Origin of the sequence: Streptomyces sp. TRM70350 (assembly GCF_019219825.1) — a bacterium.
Taxonomy (GTDB): Bacteria; Actinomycetota; Actinomycetes; order Streptomycetales; family Streptomycetaceae; genus Streptomyces.
The window spans coordinates 79433-100675 of the sequence record NZ_JAHUXH010000015.1; the positions used below are offsets into that span (position 1 = coordinate 79433).

15 protein-coding genes are annotated in these 21243 nt (G+C 73.6%); 1 reads left to right on the forward strand and 14 read right to left on the reverse strand.

Annotated features, from left to right (window positions below; genetic code table 11):
* Positions 1–61: 61 nt before the first annotated feature.
* The gene (locus KWI83_RS38900) at positions 62–349 is read right to left on the reverse strand and encodes a DUF6817 domain-containing protein (protein WP_374106350.1); all 288 of its coding nucleotides are present in this window, start codon (positions 347–349) and stop codon (positions 62–64) included.
* A gap of 139 nt (positions 350–488) precedes the next feature.
* Between KWI83_RS38900 and KWI83_RS22715 the strand changes: the two genes are divergently transcribed.
* Positions 489–1499 (forward strand): LysR family transcriptional regulator, encoded by a 1011-nt coding sequence (locus KWI83_RS22715; RefSeq protein ID WP_218516217.1) that lies wholly within the window; start codon positions 489–491, stop codon positions 1497–1499.
* Between the two features lie 44 nt (positions 1500–1543).
* On the opposite strand, the gene KWI83_RS22720 is transcribed toward KWI83_RS22715, so the two are convergent.
* From KWI83_RS22720 to KWI83_RS22780, 13 genes are all read right to left on the reverse strand, one after another.
* A complete protein-coding gene (locus KWI83_RS22720; RefSeq protein WP_218516218.1) occupies positions 1544–2695 on the reverse strand; it encodes a glutathione-independent formaldehyde dehydrogenase in 1152 nt (383 codons plus the stop codon).
* A gap of 167 nt (positions 2696–2862) precedes the next feature.
* Positions 2863–3096: a hypothetical protein gene (locus KWI83_RS22725; RefSeq protein ID WP_218516253.1), complete on the reverse strand. Its 234-nt coding sequence runs from the start codon at positions 3094–3096 to the stop codon at positions 2863–2865.
* Positions 3097–3194: 98 nt separating this feature from the next.
* Entirely contained in the window at positions 3195–3686 is a 492-nt protein-coding gene (locus tag KWI83_RS22730; RefSeq protein ID WP_218516219.1) for a flavin reductase family protein, read from the reverse strand.
* Positions 3687–3889: 203 nt separating this feature from the next.
* Positions 3890–4447 carry a DinB family protein gene (locus KWI83_RS22735; protein ID WP_218516220.1) on the reverse strand — a complete coding sequence of 186 codons (558 nt, stop codon included), beginning with the start codon at positions 4445–4447 and terminating at the stop codon, positions 3890–3892.
* A 72-nt stretch (positions 4448–4519) separates the two neighbouring features.
* Entirely contained in the window at positions 4520–6382 is a 1863-nt protein-coding gene (locus tag KWI83_RS22740; protein ID WP_218516221.1) for a hypothetical protein, read from the reverse strand.
* The gene (locus tag KWI83_RS22745) at positions 6379–10032 is read right to left on the reverse strand and encodes a DUF5682 family protein (RefSeq protein WP_218516222.1); all 3654 of its coding nucleotides are present in this window, start codon (positions 10030–10032) and stop codon (positions 6379–6381) included. Before KWI83_RS22745 ends, KWI83_RS22740 begins: the two co-directional genes overlap by 4 nt.
* A gap of 5 nt (positions 10033–10037) precedes the next feature.
* Complete coding sequence (locus KWI83_RS22750) at positions 10038–11207, reverse strand: AAA family ATPase (protein WP_218516251.1); 1170 nt, start codon at positions 11205–11207, stop codon at positions 10038–10040.
* A gap of 38 nt (positions 11208–11245) precedes the next feature.
* Positions 11246–16363 (reverse strand): hypothetical protein, encoded by a 5118-nt coding sequence (locus KWI83_RS22755; protein ID WP_218516223.1) that lies wholly within the window; start codon positions 16361–16363, stop codon positions 11246–11248.
* On the reverse strand, positions 16360–17214 hold the full coding sequence (locus KWI83_RS22760) for a DUF4132 domain-containing protein (protein WP_218516224.1): 855 nt from the start codon (positions 17212–17214) through the stop codon (positions 16360–16362). Before KWI83_RS22760 ends, KWI83_RS22755 begins: the two co-directional genes overlap by 4 nt.
* A 468-nt stretch (positions 17215–17682) precedes the next feature.
* Positions 17683–18438 carry a 2,3-diphosphoglycerate-dependent phosphoglycerate mutase gene (locus KWI83_RS22765; protein WP_218516225.1) on the reverse strand — a complete coding sequence of 252 codons (756 nt, stop codon included), beginning with the start codon at positions 18436–18438 and terminating at the stop codon, positions 17683–17685.
* A gap of 122 nt (positions 18439–18560) precedes the next feature.
* Positions 18561–18842 carry a hypothetical protein gene (locus tag KWI83_RS22770; protein WP_218516226.1) on the reverse strand — a complete coding sequence of 94 codons (282 nt, stop codon included), beginning with the start codon at positions 18840–18842 and terminating at the stop codon, positions 18561–18563.
* A 1425-nt stretch (positions 18843–20267) separates the two neighbouring features.
* The gene (locus KWI83_RS22775) at positions 20268–20552 is read right to left on the reverse strand and encodes a hypothetical protein (RefSeq protein ID WP_218516227.1); all 285 of its coding nucleotides are present in this window, start codon (positions 20550–20552) and stop codon (positions 20268–20270) included.
* Positions 20553–20571: 19 nt separating this feature from the next.
* Entirely contained in the window at positions 20572–20793 is a 222-nt protein-coding gene (locus KWI83_RS22780) for a hypothetical protein (RefSeq protein WP_218516228.1), read from the reverse strand.
* Positions 20794–21243 lie beyond the last annotated feature (450 nt).

The following is a 21243-nucleotide window of genomic DNA, read 5'->3' on the forward strand; positions in this document are numbered from 1 at the left end:
TGCTGCCTCTCGCCCGCCGAGCGGAACTGGCCGTTTCACGATCGGTTCACCGGCCGCACGTTCACCCCGGGTCCTGCCCTGCGGCGCGACTTCGCCGAACTGTCCGCCGCCACCGAACTCGACATCGCCCGCCTCGACCCCACCTTCCGCGAAGCTGGAGCGCGGGGCGGGCTCCCCACGTGGCGAGCTGCTGCTGGACGCGTTCCAGGTGGGCGAGGAGGGTGCCCCCGGGATGGCCGATGTCCGCCGCGCCGTGCCGACGCAGCAGCGAGACGGCCCGGACGGTGGCGCTTGTCGGGGCGGCCAAGTGACTTTTCCTCTCGGTCCGTTCCGGGTCGGCACCCGCCATGCCTTTGCCTGTGCGTCCGGATCGCAGCGAAGGCAGCGGGCGGGTTGCCGCCCTGGGCCCTGCAAGGATGGTCAACCCTCCCCAGACCCAAGTCAATCCACCGGTTTGCTGGGGAACCTCCAAGCACTACCTTGGAGTTGTGACTCTCGACGATCTCCGCATCTTCGCTGCGGTGTGCACCGCGGGCTCTCTGAGCGCCGTTGCCCGCGACCTGTCCTGCACGCAGTCCGCGGTCAGCCAGCACGTGAAGCGGCTTGAACGGGAGCTGGGCATCAGCCTGATCGAGCGGCACTCACGAGGAGTGATCCCCACGCGAGCCGGGCACCTCCTCCGGGCGGCGGTCACCGACGGCCTGGGCGGGATCGACCACGCCGTGCGCAGAATCGAGGAACTCGCCCGCGGAGAAAGCGGCTCCGTACGGATCACCACCGGCGCCACCAGCGTCCGGCACTTCATGTCCGCCGCTGTCGTCGACTTCCGCCGACGCTTCCCTCGGGCCAGTCTCGAATTCCAGACCGAGACCTCCAGTCGCAGCTGCTTCGACGCGCTCGCCGCAGGCCGCGTCGACCTCGCCTGGATCACCCTCGGACCGCCGGTCCACGGCATCGAACGGCGCACGGTCGCCGAACTGCCCTGGGCGCTCGCCGTCGCAGCCGGTGACCCCTTTGCGGCCAGGCCCTTCATCGCACCCGCCGACTTGCAGGACGCCCGGCTCATCGGGCTGCCGGAGAACTCGATTTCCCGTTCCCAGCTCGACTCCTGGCTGGCGGAATCGGGTGTCCGACCTGTCTTCGACACCAGCGTCGCGGACTGGGACACCGCGATCCTGCTGGCCGAACTGGGACTCGGACACGCCGTCGTCCCCGCCCTACCGGACTGGCGGGGCCCCGGACACCCGGACCTGCGCCTCGTCCCCATACCCGCGCTGCCCGCCCTGACCGCGGGGTGGGCGGTCCGCCGCTGGGACACCCTCTCCCCGCTGGCGCGCGCGTTCGCCGAGACCGTCGCCGAGCAGTGCGGGCAGCGGCCTGAGGCGGCCCCGGCTGACCGCCTCGTCGGTGCCGGAAGAGGTGAACGACCTCTGCACTTGTCGTCGGGGAACGCAGTCCTGCAGCGGACCCGGGACTACTCCGCCCCGGGCTCGAAGTAGCTGCGACAGGTCCGGGCACCAGTGCGTGCCCGGACCCCTGTGGCTTACGCGGCGAGGGCGTGGCCGGGATGCAGAACCACTTTGGTGTAGCCCTCGATGCGCTTGTCGAACTTCTCGTACGCCTGCGGCGCCTGCTCCAGCGGCAGCTCGTGGGAGACCACGAAACTGGGCTTGGCGCGCCCGGCGATGATCAGGTCGCGCAGCTGGCGGTTGTACCGCTTGACGTTGCACTGACCGGTGCCCATCTGCTGACCCTTCTCGAACATCCTGCCGATGGAGACCAGCAGCTGGCCGTGCTTGGCGTGCTCGTCGGGGCCGCCCGGGTCGGAGGGCACGTACAGGCCCGGTACGCCGAGCAGGCCGGTCGGCCGTACCGTCTCGACGAGCGCGTTGAGGACGATGGCGGGTTCCTCGTGGCTGGCGTCGTGCGCCTGGGCCTGGTACCCGACGGCGTCCACGCCCTTGTCGGTTCCCTCTCCTCCCGTCTGTTCCTTGATCTGCTCGGCCGGGTCTCCCTTGGTGAAGTCGATGGGAACGGCTCCGATCTCCTCCGCCTTGGCGAGCCGCTCGGGCACCCGGTCGACGGAGAACACCTTCGACGCACCGCGCAGCAGCGCGGAGTAGGCAGCCATCAGCCCCACCGGACCGGCCCCGTAGACAGCCACGCTCTCGCCGGGGGAGACCTGGGCGAGTTCGCATCCGTGGTAACCGGTCGGGAAGATGTCGGCGAGCAGGATGAAATCAGTCTCGAACTCGTCGCCCGGCGGCAGCTTCAGACAGTTGAAGTCGGCGTACGGTACGCGCAACCGTTCCGCCTGGCCACCGATGAACGGGCCCATCGCCACGTATCCGTAGGCCCCACCGGCGAAGCCCGGATTGACCGTGAGACAGAACCCGGTCCTCAGAGCGAGGCAGTTCTTGCAGAATCCGCAGGCCACGTTGAAGGGCATCACGACGCGATCACCCTCGGCCAGGGAGGTCACGCCGGAGCCGACCTCCTCGATGATGCCGAGGTTCTCGTGTCCGAAGACGATGCCCGACTCGGCAGCCGTGCGGCCCTCGTACATGTGCAGGTCCGATCCGCAGATCGCGGAGGACGTGACCCGGACGAGCACGTCGTTGGGGTGCTGGATCTGCGGATCGTCGACGTCCTTCACCGTGACACTGAAGGGCCTCTCGTAGACAACGGCTTTCACCTCTGTCACCTCCCGTCGAGTGCTGGAAGGCGGCAGCGAGGATGGGCTGCTGCCGGGGACGTACACAAAGGCGCGGCCATCGTGTGCGCTGTGGCCCATGGGCTCGCCTCACCGCCGGTACTTCCAGGTAACGCCCGCGGGTCATGGGGTGCAACCCGCCTCGGCCCTCATCGGCTCGGGGGGTTCGCGGGCGGTGTTGACGTCCTGGTGGGAGGCGGTGCGCCGAGCAGCGCGTCCGCCGAACGGCACGCGGGGCAGATGCTCTGGGCGTTGCGTCCGTAGCGGTGGGTGAGCCCCTGGCAGCGCGGGCAGTATCCGACCTCGTCAGGAGCACAGCCCAGCAGGCGAGCGGCGGCTGTCCGGTCGGTGGCCGGGTCGATGCGCTGGGGCATCTCGTCCATACGTCCGAATGTACGTCCGGCCATCTCTGCGGGAGACGGGTCACCGTGCGGCAGCGTGCACCCCAGGGCTCCCGGAGCCCCGGAACCGCCGCTCACCGTCAGTCCACGGGATGGCCGGGCTCGATGCCGCGGGCGTCGCTGAGCCGCAGCAGCGGTCCACCGGAACCCTCCCGCGCGCCCCACTCGACCGGGGCGAGGACGAAACCGATGTGGTCGCCGCCGCCGGCATGCCCCACGACCCGGCCGACGAACCACGCTTCGGCGTCCTGAAGGACGACGGCGCCGCCGTGCCCCTGCCGCCAGCGGACGTCCCGGAACTTGTCGACCCCGTCGTCGCCGGTCCGCCCCCCGAAGATCTCGGCCAGCCCCACTTGTTCCCTGGCCAGCAGATGGACGGCCAGGAACTGTGCGGACCGCGCCACCCGGAAGGTGTGGTTGACCTCGGACAGCCACACCACGAACCGCACCGGCCGCAGGGAGCACTGCGAGGCGAACCCGACCAGGCACCCGGCCCGTTCCCCGGCCGCCGCGGCCGTCACCACGCACATGTCGGGATCGAGCCGACCTGTGAACGCGTCCATGTCATCCATGTCCGCCATCCTCAGCCCTTCCTGTCGCTCCCGCCGCCGTCGGCCGCACCGCGCTACGGCCCTCCGCTCCCGAAGCTACGGCAATGTGGCTCGCCGAACTCGGGCAGCCCACGAGGTCGCGTCAGGCACGGAACGCCCCGGGCACCCCCACCAACCCCGCCTCGGGTGAGGGTGCCGGATCGTGTCGTACGGCAAGGGCCGGATCACCCCATGCTCCTGGCGCCGTCCAGGGACTCGCGGATGATGTCGGCGTGACCGGCGTGCTGGGCCGTCTCGCCGATGATGTGCAGCAGGACCTGACGGACGGACCAGTGCGTGCCCGGCTCGTGCCAGGGGGCCGGCGGCAGCGGCTGGGACCGGTCCAGGCCGGGCAGCGCGGCAACCAGTCCGTCCGTCCGGCGGGCCACCTCGGCGTACTCCTCCAGCACCCCGGCCAGCGTCTCGCCGGGCAGCATCCGGAACCCGTCGGACCACCGGGCCCAGTCGGCCTCGGACATGTTGCTCCAGTCGCCCAGCACCTCCGGGCCGTGCTCGATGAAGTCCACCCAGGATCGCTCGACCGAGGCGACGTGCTTGATGAGGCCGCCCAGGCAGAGCTCGCTGACGGTGGTCCGCCGCCCCGCCTGCTCGTCGGTCAGGTCACGGGTGGTCAGGCGCAGGAACCGGCGATGGTGAGCCAGTGCCTTCAGCAGGTCGGCGTGCTCGCCGGTGGCCTCGGGCGAGAGCGTGGTCGGGGCGGTGGCGTGGTTCGTCGGGGTCATCGTCTCCTGCTTCCGTCGGTGGTGTTCCGTGGACGAGCACCACGCTAGGAGCCGTATAGGCCGGATCCTGTCCTAAAGGCGCAGGGCCGGGCCCGGAGTGGACACCTCGACCGCGGCGGCTCCCCACGCGTCCGCGCACAGCGCCCGTTCCACCGCGCCGGTGTAGACGGCGGCGGCGAGCCAGGCACGGGCGAAGCCGTCCGTGTCGGCCGGGAGCAGGCGGCCGAAGGCGTCGCGGGCGCGGTCCGCGGCGGCGGAGTGCAGGTCGTCGAGAAGATCGCCTGCGGTAGCGAGGCCGTGGCGACGCAGGCGGGCACCGTCGCCGGACACGCTCCGGGAGAAGGCCAGGACACGGCGGCCCCCGGACACCGCCTGGTGCACGCGACGGCGCAGCAGGTACAGCGGAGCCTCGTCCCCGGAGGAGACGACCGCTGCCGGTGGCGGAACCGTCCCCGTGGGCAGGTCCACGTGCTGAAGGCGGTCCAGGCCCAGGTCCACCCGGGTGGCGGGGTCGGTGGGATGCTCGGTGGCGAGCAGCACGGCCCGGGGCAGCGGCCCTGGCACCAGACGCGCGACGATCCGCAGCCTGCTGCCCCGGGCGGCGGCGAGCAGGCGCAGGTTGTCGCGGTAGGGGAGCGAGGGATCGTCGTGGGCCGTCGCCAGCCGTAGGGGCACGCCCGCACAGTCGGCCAGCAGACGGTCACCCGTCGTCTCCCGGACCGTGCCCGTGAGGGTCACCTCCAGGAACAGCAGGTCCTGCCCGCCGTTCAGGGCCCGGGCCACCTGCTCGGCGACGGGCACGGCCCACAGCCGGTCCAGCGGCTCGCTGCGCCAGGCGGCGCCGGACGCGCGGACCGCCCGTACGGCTGCCCCCGCGCCCAGGCGGCCCGTGGGGGAGACGGTGGCACCGGACACGGCCAGTCCCGCGCGCGACAGTTCACGGTGGGTCAGGGCTGTGTCGCCGATCCGTACGGCCCGGTCGGCGGCACCGGTGGCCCGGGCAGGTCCGCCCGGCGCCACGTCCGACACCGTGTACAGACGTCCGTCGGCGTCGGCGGTCCAGGTGACCGCGCCCGCGTAGCCGGTCGCCGTGAGGACTGCCTCGGAGAAGAGCCCGTACAGACGCAGGGAGCCGTCCGGGCGGTACGGCTGCCGGACCGTGCCGCGCAGTTCGGTCAGCTCCGGGCCAGTGGCGCGCGGGAGGCGGTGGGCGACGCCCAGCACGCCGGCCAGCGCGCCGGCGAGGTCGGCGAGGCGGTACCCGGCGTCCGCGGAGCGGGCCGCGCGCACCCCGGTCACCACCGAGACCGCCGCGGCGGAGGCCCGCGGCAGACCGGAGAGGCGGGCCGAGTGCGCGGCGCGCAGGAGTTCCGCCTGGAGCACGGCGCCGGCACCGTCCGTACCGGCTTCCAGGACGGCGGCGGCCGCGTCGTACACCGCTCGGGCGGCGGTGCGCTGGTCGGCGGTGACGGTGTCGGGCTCCGCCTGGTCCGCCTGCCCTGAGACATCCGCCTGACCTGCCTGATCCGTGCCCGCCCGCTTCGTTGCACGCGGCCGGCCTGCCCGCCGTATGGGGCCTGTCTCCTTCGTCGTCCCCGTCTCTTCCTGTGCCCGCGCAGCCTCGGCCGGGTCCGCGCCCGAGGTGTCGTCGGCGATCGGCGCGGCCGAGGCCGCCGCCGCGCGGTGCAGGCAGTCGGGGGCCAGCAGGCATCCGCAGCGGATCGCGTCCGCGCTGGTCACCGTCCCGCCGGGCGCGTGCAGCACGACGTCGGTCTCGTCGTCCACGGCGATCCGCACGGTGTCGCCGTCACGGACGGCCGGACGCGCCACGAGCTTGGCGACGCCCGCGTCCAGCCGCTTGCGGAGCCTCGGCGAGAGCGCCCCGACGAGTTCGGCGGTGACGGACGGGACGACCGGAGGCAGCTCCGGGCTCATGCGATCTTCTCCCCTACCCAGCGGGCGAGTTCGAGCGGACTGAGGGCGGCGACGGGCATGCCCGCGGCGACGAGCTGACCGGCGACTCCCGTGGAGTAGCGGGGCCGGCCCGTGTCGTCGAGGCCGGCGCAGCCCAGGACGTGGCATCCCGCCCCGACCAGCGCGCGGACCTCGGCGAGCAGGCCGCCGAGCGGATATCCCTCCTCGAAGTCGCTGACGACCACGACGAGGGTGCGCGACGGCACGGTGACGAGCTCGCGCGCGTGCCGCAGACCGGCCGCGATATGGGTGCCGCCGCCCACGCTGACCTCCAGCAGCAGCGACAGCGGGTCGTCCACGTGCCCGGTGAGGTCGATGACCTCCGTGGAGAACGCCAGGAAATGGGTGGAGAGCGTCGGTACGCCCGCCAGCACGGAGGCGGTGAGCGCGGCCCACACCGTGGACGCCTCCATGGACCCCGACACGTCCGTGACGAGGATCAGCCGCCAGTCGGCGGCCCGGCGCGCCCGCGTACGGAAGACCGGCCGCTCGGGGATCACTCGTACCGTTCCGTCCGGGCCGCGGCGCGCGGTCGCCAGGTTGGCCCGCAGTGTGCGGGGCAGGTCCAGGCCGCCGCCGGGGCGCCTGCTGGGCCGCGGCAGGGCCGTGCCGTGCAGGGCGGGGCGCAGGCGCGTGGCCAGTTGCCGGGTCAGCGCGTCGACCAGTCGCCGCACCAGCGGGCGCAGCGCGGCCAGTCGCGCCTCGGGCAGCCCGCCCGCGTGCCGCAGCACGGTGCGCAGCAGGTCCACGGAGGGCCGCACACTGTCGGCGTCCAGTTCGGCGAGGACGTCCGTGCGGCCCGACGCGGCGGCGGCCGCCAGCACTTCCTCCCGGACACCCGGCCCGAACAGCGCGGCCAGTTCCTCGGACCACTCCCGCACCCCGGGGTACGGCGCCTGGCGTCCACCCCCGGTTCCGGCGCCCGTCAGGTCCCCCCGGCTGCCTTCGCCGCGTCCGCTGCCGTACAGCTCGTCCAGCGCGGTCGCCAGCGGTCCGGCGGAGGGCGGCAGCCGGTCCGTGCGGCGGCCGAGGAGGAGACGCCAGCGGTCGGCGGGGGCGAGCTGGTGGTCCTCCGGCCGGGGCAGGGCGGCTTCCGGTGCCGCGTCCTTCGCCGAAAGCCCCGGCGGAGCAGGGACGCTCAGGGCGGGCTCGGCGGCCGCCCCGGGCTTTTCGGTGACGCCCTCGGACACGGGCAGCAGCCCCAACGACCGCAGCGTCTCGCGGGCCGCGTAGTCCGCCCGGGTCCAGGTGGCGAGCGCCGCCGGGTCGGCGCCGTCCGTGTCGCCGACGCGCGCGGTGCCGAGGCGCTCCTCGACGGTGGCCAGGAGACGGTCACGGGCCGCAGGACTGAGGGTGCCGAAGCCGCCGCGCAGCGCGGGAAGCCGGTCCAGGAACTCCCGGTCGGGCAGCTCGGACACCCGGGTGAGCAGCGGTTCCAGCGCGGGCGCCGCCGCCTCCAGCAGCGGACCCGCGGCGGTCAGCAGGCCGCCCAGCCGGGCGGTGAGCGCGGCGCGCGTATCGGGGCCGGTGGCTCCGTCGACCCAGGAGGCCACGCGGTCGCCGAAGACCCGCGCGTCCCCCTGCCCGAGCAGGACCCGCACGGCCCCGGCGGCGCCGCGCATCAGCGGGGATCCGTCGGCGGACAGGCGGTTCAGGGCGTCGGCGAGCCGGATGCCGCCCAACTGGTCGGCGCGGTGGGCGAGTTCCAGCAGGGCGCGGGCATCGGCAGGGTCCTCGGAGCCGCTCAGCCCGTCCACCTGCCGCACCGCCGCGGCCGTCAGCAGCTCCGTCACGGCGGCCGCCCGGGCCTCACGGTCCGCCTCGGGCCCGAGCCCCGGGACGTGACCGGCCCGCAGCCGGTCCAGCAGGGACAGACCGGCGAGGAGTTCCGGCAGCGCACCGGCCCGGGGCAGGACGTCGGCGACATCGTCGAGCCGTTCCTCCGCGAGCACGGTCAGGCCGCACTCCGCCGCCCGTTCGAGCCCTTCCAGGGCCTGCGCGGCGGTCGGGCCGCCCTCGTCCCGCTCCCCGCGCCGCCGTTCGCGCAGTACACCTTCGGCAGCCTGCGCGGGCGTGACCCCGCGCACGCCCGCCGCGGTCAGCATGGCCGCCGTGGCCGGTGTCCAGCGCACCTCCCAGCGCGAGGTGAGGGCCTCCGCACCGGCCGCGCCGACGACCTCCCTGACCTCCCCGTACGGAACCCCGCACACCCTCAGCCGACGCAGCAGCAACTCACGGCGCCGGTCGAGGTCGGACCGCAGCGGGTCCAACCGCAGGTCCCGCGCCGTACCGCCCGACTCGGGACCGGGCAGGCCGAGCCGCGCCACCTCGGCCTCGACCGCGGGGGCGAGGCCGCTGCGCGGCGCCTGCGGGGCGGGGCGTCCGCTGCGCGTGCCGACGAGCACCCGCTCCATCGCGCGCGCCACGGCCCGCCCGCGCCCATACGGCTCTCCTTGCGCGAGCACCGTCTGCACGGCCTCGACGAGTTCACCGCGGCCCGCCGCGGGCAGGCCGCGCAGCCGGGCGAGGTCCGAGGCGAGCCGGTCGACCTCCCGTGCGTCGGCGGGTCCCGAGGGGTGACCGAGGCCGCGCAGTTCGGCGCAGATGCCAACGGCCGCCCGTGTCAGTGCCTCCTGGAGCGCCGCCGGATCGCCCGCCGCCCGCAGGACCATGTCCTGCCACTCCGGATCCCGGATGCCCGCCGGGTAACCGGACCGCTCGTCGAGGAGGGCGTACGTGTACGGGATCAGCGAGGTCGTCCAGCCGGGCCGCTGCGCGTCGGCCGCCGTCCCAGCCGCCCTGCCGGTGTCCTGCCGTACGAGCGGCCGGACTTGGTACGCGTCGGCCTCGACGGCCGTACCGGCCTCCGGGCGTACGAGCGCCGGGGCGTGGAACGCGCCGACCACCACGGCCGCCCGCTCACCTTGCGCGGTGGCCTCGGCCAGCCGGGCCCGCATCCAGCGCTCGCGGCGCAGGTCCAGCTCCGGCACGCCGCCCGAGGCGGCCGCGTCCTCGCGCAGCGCCCACCCGGTGAGCAGGGCCGCCCGGCGCAGGGCCTCGGGCGGGGAACCCGGGGCGGCCGCCTCGACGAGCCGGTCCCAGAGGTCGTCCCCGGGACGCCCCGTCAGGCGCGCCCGCAGGGCGGTGGCGAGGCCGGGACCGCCGGGCCGCTGCCCACCGGACTGCCGTCCCTCGCCCCACCCGCGGTCGGCGAGCGGCAGGTCGCAGGCGAGCACCGGCACGCCGCGCCGGGCGGCCCAGCGCACGGCGGCCAGTTCGGGCGAGAAGTCGGCGAACGGGTAGAACGCCGGACCCGGGCCGCCGCTCCCGTCGGCGGGGGCGGCGGCGAGCGCGACCGGGGCCCGCGTCTCCTCGTGCCCCAGCCACGGCAGCCATTGCTGCATCTCGGCGGGCAGTTCGACGAGCAGCACGTCGGGCCTCGCCTCGTCCAGCAGCGCGGGCACGGCGGCGGCCAGGGACGGCGCGTGGTGCCGCACGCCGACGAGGAAGGGCGCGGACGGGCCGGTGAGGGTGGCGAGAGCCTCGTCCGGCGAGCCGGTGGACGCCCGGGAGCCGCCCGGGTCCGGAACGGCTCCGTGGGTGAGGGACACGGCCGTCAGCCCTCCAGGACCGTACGCAGGTCCCACAGGGTGCGCCAGGTGGCGGAACCCTGCTCGGCGCGGCGCCGGACGGGACCGTCCCAGTAGCCGCGCAGCCGGGCCGCGTCGGCGGGGTCGTCCTTGCGGACCACGCCCAGCAGGTGCCCCGGCAGCAGGCCGAGCACATCGCGGTCGCCCGGGAAGTACGCCGCCGCGAGGGCGAGCGCACCGGCGACGGACACGGCCTCCGCGGTGCTCATCACCGTGGACGGCCGCTCCACCTCCCAGCCCTCGGCCGACCGGCCCTCGCGCAGGTCCCGGAAGGCGGTGACCAGCGCCTCCAGCACGGCGTCGTCGACCTGGAACGGCGCCCCGGCCCGCTCCACGGACGCCCGCGCCTGGCTGCGCACCAGCGCGGTCTCCGCGTCGATGTCACCGATGGGGCCGACGGTCTCGAAGTTGAAGCGGCGCTTGAGGGCCGCGGACATCTCGGAGACGCCCTTGTCGCGCAGGTTGGCGGTGGCGATGAGGTTGAAGCCGGGCGCCGCGTGGGCCAGGGCGTCGTCGGTGCCCGCCAGTTCGGGTACGGCGATCCGCCGCTCGGAGAGCAACGACACCAGCGAGTCCTGCACTTCGGGCAGACAGCGGGTGACCTCCTCGACGCGGGCGATGGCGCCCCGGGACATGGCGGTCAGGACGGGGGAGGGCACGAGCGCCCGCCGGGTGGGGCCCTGCGCCAGCAGCAGCGCGTAGTTCCAGCCGTACTTGAGCTGGTCCTCGGTGGTGCCGGCCGTGCCCTGCACGACCAGGCCGCTGGTGCCGCACACGGCGGCGGCGAGCAGCTCCGACAGCATCGACTTGGCGGTGCCGGGCTCGCCGACGAGGAGCAGACCGCGCTCCCCGGCGAGGGTCACCACGCACCGCTCGACCAGCGCCCGGTCGCCGACGAACTTGCCCTCGATCACCAGGCGGCGCGGCACCCCGACCGGCACGTCGGCGCCGTCGGGCAGCTTCAGGGCCCGGCCGTCGCTGCCCATGACGAACGTGACGACCGCGCGCGGGGTGAGCCGCCACGCGGGCGGGCGCGGCCCGTCGTCGTACGCGGCGAGGAAGGTCAGTTCGGTCGCGTACCGGTCCTCGGGCGGGACGATCTGGCGGGCCGGGGCGGGGGAGAGAGTGGTGGGCATCGGTGCGGGTGCTTCCATGTGCGGGTGGTCGGTGGTGGTCATCGGCGGCGGCCCTTGCGGGTGGCGCGGGTGGTGAGTTCCTCGTAGGCCGGGGCGTCACCGGCGCGGACGCGGTCCCACGCGCGGGTGAACAGCTCGGGCACCGGCAGCAGTGGCACCGCGCGGGAGTGCCCGAGGACCGGGTAGAGGCCCTGCTTCCAGATCTCCACCGGCAGCGCGGGCGACTTCAGGTCGAGCCAGCCGCACGGCAGGAAGAGGGTGCGCCCGGCGCGCGCCCGCTTCGCCTCGACGACCAGGCCGGTCGCCGCCAGTTCCGCGCGGGCCTTCTTCATACGGGCGGGCTTCCAGCCCGTCCAGCGGGCGCAGTTGCGGTCCGTCGGGTCGGGCAGGGCCAGCAACTGCAGGTAGAGCGCCGCCGCGTCCGCGCCCAGACCGTGGGCCTGCGCGACCTCGGTGACCAGGTCGGGGACGCTGAGGGCCGGATCCTGGGCGTAGCCGCTCACTCCGTCCGGATCGGTTCCTGCCTCGAGCGCGCGGGCGAGTTCGTCGCCCAGGATCGTCCGCACCGCCCGCATGCCCTCGCTCCGCCCGGCCCCGACGAGTCCCTCGACCAGTCCGAACACCGGGTCGTCCGCTCCCGCGAGGGCACCCGCGCGGACCAGAACGGTCTCCTGGTCGCCGTACCAGGGGCGCAGCACCAGCGCCTCACCCACGGCGGTGAGACCGTGCGCGTCGGCACCCCCGGTGGCGGGCAGCCCGTACGCCTTGCGCAGCTCCACGGCCGCCGACGAGCCCTTCTCCGTCCACGCCAGGTCGAGGTCGAGCAGCAGGCCGGGGTCGGAGACGCGGCGGCGCAGGGCGGCCAGCCCGTCCGGCAGGACGACGCGCAGCGGGTGCCCGTACGGCAGGGAGTAGGCGAGCCCGGCCAGGGCGGCCACGGCACGCGTGAGGTCGTGCCGCCCGGGCAGTGCCCCGGGGTCGTCCGGCACCAGGTCGCCGTCCTTGCCGGGCCGCTGCACCGTGGTGCGGCTGATCCAGGGGGTGCGCCCCGGGTTGAGCACCTCCTCGGCGGAACCGGTGGGCAGCCCCGCCAGGGAGAGCTCCCCGGCGAGGTCCTCGGGCAGGCGGACCACCCCGTCGAGCCGCTCGGCCCACACCCGGCCCGCCGCATCGGTGTCCGGTCCGGCCGTCCACAGGTCACCAGGGTTCTCGGGCAGCAACGCGCCGACGAGGGCCGCCCGGTCGCCGGGCTCCAGCGAGGCCAGCAGCGTGTCCCCGAGCTGCTTCTGGCGCGGCTTCAGGTCGGTCGCGGCGATCACCTCGTCGGTGAGCTGCGACGGCCGCCCGGCCAGCAGCAGGGCCGCCTGCACGGGCCCCAGCCCGTCCCGCGTGGCGGCGGCCAGGGCGGCGGGCGCTCCCGGCTGCCAAGGCGCGGGACCCTTCTCCCGGATCAGCCCGGTCATCGCGGCCAGCGCGTCGGCCGGGAACACCGGCGGGTGCGCGGTCTCCCGCTCCAGCGTGAAGTGCGCGACCGCGCCGAACACACCGGCCGGGTCGTGGTCCAGGGCCAGCCAGTGCACGAGCCCGTGCCGGCGGTCGACGCCCTGGCAGCCGAGGACCACGACGGTGCGGCCCTCGCGGCGCAGCACCTGGCCGACGCGCTCCTGCCCCTCGTGCGGCTCGCTCAGCACGACCTCGCGCAACGCGCCCCCGGACGTGGCCAGCGGCCCCTCCATGACCGCCTCGAACAGCAGCAACAGGGCTTGGCGGTGGGCCTCGGTCACGGTCGGTGAGGCGGCGCGGTAGGCGAGCGGGCGCAGCACGTCCAGCACGGACGGCCACACCACCCCGATGCCCGGAACGGTGAACTCGTCGCTGCGCCATCCGTCGGCGGCCCCGGTGAGCCGGGAGGACTCGGGCAGCGGCTTGCCGTCGGCCGGTTTCCCGGACAGCACGTGGTTCACGGCGCGTATCTGACGCAGCGCGCTCCAGCGCTGCCCGCCGCCCCACCAGCCGTGCAGGTCGGCGAGACCGGCGACCGCCTCCCGCAGCGTCTGGTCGTCGCCGTTGTCGGGACTGTAGTCGCCGAACATGCCCTCGGTGCGCTTGCGTTCCGCCTTCGGCCGTTCCACGGGGGGCGTCACGAACGTGGCGATCGACTCGGCCAGCCGCAGCACCGCGCGCACGAGGGCCGTGACACCGGTGAGCACATGGGGCTCGGTGAGATCCGGCAGACAACGGGCGACGACCTGCCGCAGGACCTCGTCGGCGGCCGGAACAGTGGGCTTGTCGGGAGTGGCTCCCGTGGGGGTCCCGGCGGCGGCTGTTCCGCTCGCCCCCCGGCCGCCGACCGCGGTGGGCGTCTGGCGGGTTGCCGCAGCGTGCGTCTGGCCGCCTGCCGCGGCGATCTTCGCCTGCCGATCCGCCAGCGCCTGAGCCCCGGCGCGCAGCAACCCGCCCGCCTGCTCGTCGCCGAGCGCCCGCAGGGCCGCCGACGCGCCCTCGTCGCGCGGCCGCAGCGCATGCCAGAAGTCGACGGGCGGAACGAGTCGCGTTCCGGCGGCGAACTCGCCGCCCCGCTCCAACGGCGTCACCCGGCCCAACTCCCGCACACCGGTGCCGTCGTCACCCGTGTACAGGGCGATCTGACGGTACTGCGCGACGACGACGGGCTCGACGCCCCCGGGCAGCCGCAGCGCACCGAGCGGCACACCCGGAAGCCGGTGGTGTGCCGTCGGCAGCGAGACGGTCCGGCCGTCCGGTGTGCCGACGGTGGTGCGGGCCTCGTCACCCTCGCCCTCGGTGCGTACCCAGCGTCCGAGGACCGTGCCGTCCGTGCCGAACGGGCTGTGCTCCAGGCCGGGTTGCAGGGGCAGCACCGTGCAGTGCTGCTGGAGCAGGGTGGACCCCTCGCGGATGCCGGACCGCAGGAAGGCGGGCAGCGAGGCGCGCCCGTGCGTGCCGGTGGCCGGGTCGTACTCCAGCCACACCTGCTGCCGTCCCTGCCGGCCCTGGCGCCAGTACGAGGTGCCGTCCCCGAGGATGCGGCGGCCGGGCGGCAGGACCGTGTCACCGGCGTGCAGGGCGCGCCCACCGGTGGCGCGCCCGCCGCCCGGCAGCGGGATCGACGTCTCGCCCGCGTCGCCGCTGCCGTACCAGCGTGGGAGGCTCTCGCCGCCGAGCGTGAACACCTCGGACGGGCGGGCCGACCAGTAGCCGTACTGCTTGCCGTCGTGCTGCCACATCACCAGCAGCTCGCCGTCCGTGTAGCGGAACGACGGACGCTGCCAGCGGTCCAGCCCCACCGGCAGCCGCAGATCGTGCTCCAGCAGGACGTCCTGGGGGCCCACGACGATCGCCTTGTGCCTGCGCGCGAGGATCAGCGCCGGCCAGGCCTCATGGACGGCGAGGGTGTCGTCGCGGTCGCGCCGGGTCTCCGCGTCCAGCCGCCGCAGCGCCTCGTCGAGGGCGGGCCAGCCCAGTTCGTCCGGGATACCGGCACGCAGGGCACGGCCGAGCAGCGGCGCGACGTCGAGCGCGGCGACCCGGGCGACGGCCTGCGGGCTGATCCGGGCGGCGACCGCACGGAACGGACGCAGTCGTTCCAGCGCCGTGCGAGCGGCGGGCAGTCCGGCCGCGTCGTTCAGTTCCTCGGCGGCGTCGTCCAGCCACTCGCGCAGCACGTCGGCGAGCACGGGGTGCCCGGCCAGGTCCTCCAGCAGCCCGGCATCGGGGCGGTGGCCGCTCAGGTTCCCGACCGCCGCGTAGAGCAGGCGCCGGTGGCGCGGGTCCGCCGCGACGGCCGTCAGGTCCCGTCGGCCGGGCCGGGTCTCCTTCAGCCACTGGTTGAGGGGCAGGAAGACGTTCTCGTCGGCCCCGGGCAGGGCCAGCGGTACGCCCTCCGCCGCGCACAGGTCCAGCAGGTCGAGGTCGGCGCCGGCGTGCCAGCGGCCCGTGAAGAGGTCCACCGGGCGGCCCAGGGCACGCAGGCGGGGGGCCATGCGCTCGACCAGCGCGAGGGTGGCCGGTGACCGGCCGCCGACCGAGCTGCCGTGCTTGCGGTGCAGTGCCCAACGACTGAGCCAGTCCGCCGCGTCGACCCCGTCCGCCGCCTCGGTCTCGCCCGTCAGCAGCCGCTCCGTGCCGGTCTCCGCGAGCAGCGCCAGCCAGAACTCGTCGTCCTCCGTGGACCGGCCCAGCCCGGCCGGCATGATCTCCAGCAGCCGCACCCGTACGGCGGGTTGCTCCTCGGCCAGCACGACGAGCGTCGCCCGGTAGAAGTTCCAGAACGACGCGGGGGCCCGCACCGCCGCCGGGGAGGCGAGCAGGTCCGCGACCAGGGCACACTCCTCGGCGACCCGGTTCAGGCCCGCGGCCTTGATCAGGGCGCGCGCGTCCTGAGGCAGTGACGCGTACGGCGGCATGCCCGCCGCGCAGCGCTCCACGGTCAACTGCCGGAACTGCGCCCAGGCCTCGGCCGGGGTGAGCCGCGCCGCGAGGGCCTTCACGTGCTCCTTGAGCGCCTTCACTGTCAGCGCCCCGGCGAAGGCGAACTCCAGGAAGACCGCCCGCTGCCGCTCCTCGTCCACGGTCAGCGCGTGCACCCGCTCCGCCTCGCGGGCCTTGCCGAAGAAGGCCGCCGCGTAGGTGGTGTTGTCGTGCTGGAGGAAGATACGGGCGGCCTGCTCGTAGAAGGTGGGCAGGAAGTGCGGCACGGCCCGGCCGAGCCGCTCGCCCAGCGCCTCGAAGCCCTCTTTCGCCGCGCCGGGACGGGACTTGGCCTGCCGGGCGAGCCGCTCGACGTCCTTGACCAACGCCAGCGCGTGGTGCCCGTTCGCCGGGTCGTTGACCAGCGCCCACGCGGGAAAGCCGAGGGTCTCCCGGCGCACCTGCCCCACCTCGCGGATCTCCGGCTCCCGGACCAGTCCGAGGAAGTCCAGGGCGAGGTCCTCCGCCTCGCCGAGCGTGCCCGGCACGAGTCGCACGACCTTGCGCTCGTCCAGCGCGGGATGCGTGTACGTGCGGACGGTGAGGACGTCGGCGTCCTCCCGGTCCGTGGCGCTCGGCGGCAGGACGGCGCCGGCGTCGAGCAGCGCGGCGGCAGTGGTCTCGTCGTACGTGAAGCCGTCGTACATGGTTCCGTCGTAGGCCGTCATGCCGCACGCTCCTCGTCCTCGATGTCGCGCCCGGCATACAGTGCCGCCGCCATGCGCATGCCCTCCGACCAGGCCACCGGCCCGACCTCACCGAGCTTCAGCACCCGTCCCGCCGGGTCGGTGAAGACGAGGGGGCCGGTCTCCGTCTCCTCGTAGCCGTCGTAGTCGCCGACCCACACCCGGGCCTCCACGCCGCGGCCGTCCTCCAGCACGGAGCACACGGCGTGGCCGCCACGCACGCGGTAGCCGAGCTGAGTCGCCCGGCCGTGCAGGAACCGCAGTTCCTTGAAGGCACCGCCCGCGTAGTCCTCGACGGAGGCGGCCTCGGCATCGAGTGCGGCGGGCCGATGCCACACCTCGCGGAAGAGCTGCTGGGCGTGCTGCTCGACGCCGAGTTCGACGGCGAACTCCCGCAGCTCCTCCAGGTCGTCGAGCAGCACGGGGTGCGGCAGGCGGACCAGGCCAGGGGTGAGACGCACGGTGTCGCCGTCGAGGTCGACCAGGCCGAGGCCGCGCTCGGGGTCGGCGTCCCGCAGGAACCCGGCCACCACGCCGTCCGCGCCGGTGACCACCAGGTCGCGCAGGGCGGCCTGCCAGGCCGGGTCCGGCCACACGCGCGCGAGGACAGCGAACGGCACCGGCAGCGAACGCACCATCCACCGCTCGACGTCGGCCAGGCACTGCCGTTCGTGCCGCTCCAGCCACTCGACGAGCTGACGCAGCCCCACCACCGCCGGATCGTCGGCGATCTTGGGCGGTACGGACTTCAGTCGCCGTCCCGCCGCGTTGCGGCACACCACCTTGCCGTCGTCGAGGGCGACTTCGTAGCCGCCGGCCGACACCCACCCCATGCGTGCCTCCCGCACCCGCAGTGATCAAGTGACGGGGAACTCTAGAACAGGCCTCTGACAACGCGGTCCGGGTGCGGCCCGGGCGGGCGGAGCCGCAGGTCCTGATCGAGGCGCGCGCCCACGCCCGCCTCGGCGACGAGCCGTCGGCGTGCCGTGCCCTGGCCACCGCCGAGGATTTCTGCGGCAAAGGGCATGGCGCACCGGACACTCCGGAGTGGATGGACTTCTTCTGGCATGCCCGGATCGTCACCGACGCAGTCGAGATCTTCCGTGACCTCCGGAAGACCACATGCCGCAAAAGCAGCCGATGGCGCCGCGGCGTACCCCTCAATCGTCCAGCATCCCGTCGTCCGCGCGGGCGCTCGGCGCGACTCCGGCAGGGCTTCTCGCCCAGCAGCGCAGCGGGGCGTGGAGGTTCGTGATCTGCACAGCCAGGGGCTTCCCTAACTTGGGTGGGGGCGTGGACGATCAGGTGTCGCCCTCGGCGGCGACCGACCCCGCTTTGGCCAGGGCGCTGTCCGGGTCGAGGTACGTCCCGCCGCGCACCCGGGGATGCAACGCGGCGTCGAAGTCGTACCGCAGGGGTTGGCCGGTGGGGATGTTGAGCCGGTGGACCTCGTCTTCGGACAGGTGGTCCAGGACTGTGGCCAGGGCGCGCACGGAGTTGCCGTGGGCGACCACCAGCACCGTGGCGCCGGTGAGGAGTTGAGCGGCGAGCACGTCCGCCCAGTACGGGGCGACGCGGGCGGTCATGTCGGCCAGGCTCTCTACGGCGGGCACGGCGTCGGGGCGCAGGGCAGCGTAGCGGGGATCTGCGCGTAGCCGCGTCAGCTGCTCAGCGGACAGGGGATCGGGCTTGCCGTGCAGCGAGCGGCGCCAGTGGTGGTAGAGGGTGGGGCCCGCTTCCGCGCGGACCTCCTTCTTGCGGCGGCCGGTCAGGGCGCCGTACTGGCGCTCGTTGAGCCGCCAGGTGCGCTGCACGGGGACCCACGATCGGTCCAGCGTGTCGAGGAGGAGGTCGGCGCTGCGGATCGAGCGGGCCATGACCGACGTGTGGACGGTGTCCGGCAGCAGTCCGTGCCGGGCCAGCAGTTCGCCGGCCGTCGCCGCCTCCCGTTCGCCGTTCTTGGTGAGCGGGACGTCCAGCCAGCCGGTGAAGCGGCCGGCGGCGTTGGCCGTGCTCTGCCCGTGCCGCAGCAGGACCAGTGTGCCCGGCACGGTCATGACGGCCCTCCACTCGATGCCTCCGTCGCCGCCTGCGGGAGGCGTCGATCTCGCCGTAGGCCTGGTCGCGGCCCGTCTTCCCCGTACCGGTCTCCTTCCAACCAAGGGGAAGGGCGTGTGGGTCACGTGCCGCAGATGCGCTGTGCTTGGGATGCCGTCCTGTCGAGGTCGGCCTTGGCGTCGGCCACTGCTTGCTCCCCGACGATGCCCGGGTGCCCGCCTTGAGCGATGAGGTCCTGGTACCACTTCACCGTGTCTTCGTAGTCCTTCTCCGCCATCTCAGCGACCGCCATGGCCTTGGCGCAGTCGTCCGGCACGACGACGGACGCTGCGTGAGCTGCTGAGGGCAGAGCGAAGGCAAGGACGGCCGAGGCCACGCCGATGAGCAGGCGTAGAGACACCATGGAAAACCTCCGAACGAAAAAGGCGCTGACACTACGACGTAAGCTCAACCCACCGGCTGGAGTCGGCGGTGGCTACACACCGGTCGAAGGGATTGGAATCGCCCTGCTGCTCCTGGCAGCGCCAAGCGGTCCCACCGACGAGGACGGTCACGGGGGAGCCGTTTGAGCTGCGTGCTTGGTAGGCATTGGCGACCTGAAGAGCGGTGGCACACGACGTGCTGCCGCTCCCGAACACGGCGAGTCCGTGGACACTGTCCGACCCGCAGTACCGGCCGGGCGCCGCGTCAGCGCTCGCGGTGAGCGCAGTCAGGGCCGAGACTGCCAGGACTGCGACGACCGCCGGACCGGCCCTTACCGCTCTTTTCAACGATTGCATCCTGAAGCCCTCCTTCCGCGCCCATGGGCGGCTACGGCATGAGCGAAGCCGCAACTGTGCCAGGCCGAGCGAAGTACCAACTGGGCGTCCGCGCCAGGATCGTGGCCGGTCAGCCGCACCGCCTGCACGAAAGCACCCCCACCCCCACCATCACTCACTCGGCCCAGCCCTGCCACTCGGACAGCCCCTTTCGGCTTCGCCGGGCATCTGCCCAGGGAGGACGTCGATGGTTTACGCCGGGCAATCTGCGGGCTTGCTGGTGGCCGCGGCCATGGTGGCATCAGCCGCCGCGTGCGCGGCGGGCAGCAGCGGCGACGGCGAGGAAGCGGCGTCCTGTTCTACCAGGCCCGGTATCGGTACCGAACGTATCGGGACGTTGCCAACGTGGAGTTCACCGTCGGGGAGGAAGTCGCGGAGGCGGGGACGACAGAGACCGTCTACGAGGTGGACGGCATCTCTCCCGAGGTGGCCATCGCCGTCGGGACACACCCGATGAAGTCGTGTTCGTGGCCGCCTATTCCGGTGCGGAGTTTCCGTCCGAGGCGGAGGATGTGGTGGGTGGCTCGTGATGCCGGGTATGTGGCGCGGCCGCCGGATGGTGGCGGCGTCCGGTGTTGGTCCCGGTGGGTGTGCGGTCCGCGCAGCCTGCCGTGCGCTGCCTCAGAGGTGACGAAGGACAGGGCCGACGTTGCGGCCGCGTCGTTGGCGGAGGGGCGGGCGGGGCTGCGACCGGCTTCCGTGTCCTGTATCTCCCACGGCCAGGACGCGGCGGCTCGTGCCGTGGGCTGTCGCAGCGGAAGCGATGCACATAGCGGAGGTGCTGCACGGGGGCAAGGGCCGGCCGGGACCGACTCCGTGGTGCAGCTGCAGCTCGACGACGGCGCAGGGCTGACCATGCACGTGAACGCGGCCGCCCCCCTCAGGACGGCCCGCAGGGCACCGCCCGGCACGCCCTGGGCGCGCAGCAGTCCTTCGGCGGCGGCCCCGGTGGCCGCGGGTGTGCATTCAAGGCGTCAAGGTGTGCCCGGATCAACGGACAGCCGGACGTTTCACTCGCCGATGAAGCGATCGACTCTCACTTCGGTGAGTGAGTCCAGCGCATCGAGCTGTGCGGCCGCCGCGGCGATCTGGTCGTGTTCCCTCCGCAGAATGCGGATGCGGTAGCACTTGATCACTCGCACGAGGTCGTCCACGGCCAGTTCGGCCTCGTCGTTGTCGACCATGTGGACGATCGACCGCAGTGCTGCTATGGGGCCCTTCTCTCCCGTCAGCCGGCCCGTGATGCTCTCGGCGGCCGCACGGATGAGCACCTCGGGCGAGTCGGGTATGTTCATCTTCTGAGGCATGCTCCCTCTAAAAGTCAGCCGGTCGGTTGGAACAGGCGGTGGTCACACACAGCCGCTTCCTGTCGGGGGCCGCGGTGGTGCGGTAGTACCCGTAGACCGTGTACTTCTTCTTACGGCATCCGCAGCCGGTCCAGTACGAGTACGCTGTGTCCCGCTTGCCGCCGTGGACACCGTCCCACATGTTCGGCCACTTGCCCGAGGCGAGCGCCTTCTTGAGGTCGCTTTGCAAGGCGGCGCTGGACCTACAGGCGGATCGCTCCGCCTTTCCGACGCGCTTGTCCATGACGTGCCGGAGACCGAACGTGCCGTACTTCTAGCCGTTCACCGCGACGTCGGCCGTGCTTGCCTCACGGATGGTCATCCAGTGGCTGCCGGGGGAGTGCGACCACATGAAGATGCGGCACTTTCAGCCTTGCCCGTGCGGGAGGCGCCGTTCTCGTCGCTGTCGGCGACCGTCCCGGCCGAGAGGCCGGCCGTCCCTGCCGCCGGTCCGCCACTCGTCGAGCGCATGACCCGAGGCTAGACCCGTCGCCCGGAGCCCGCCACCGAGGCCCCGCAACGCGTGCTCCGGTCGCCGATCCAACCAGGCCGAGATCACTCGGTCGGGGTTCCTTCGTCAGAAATGGGGCTGCGCCCGCCCTGATGGACCCGTAGGGTGGATCTTTATGAGGAACGGCAT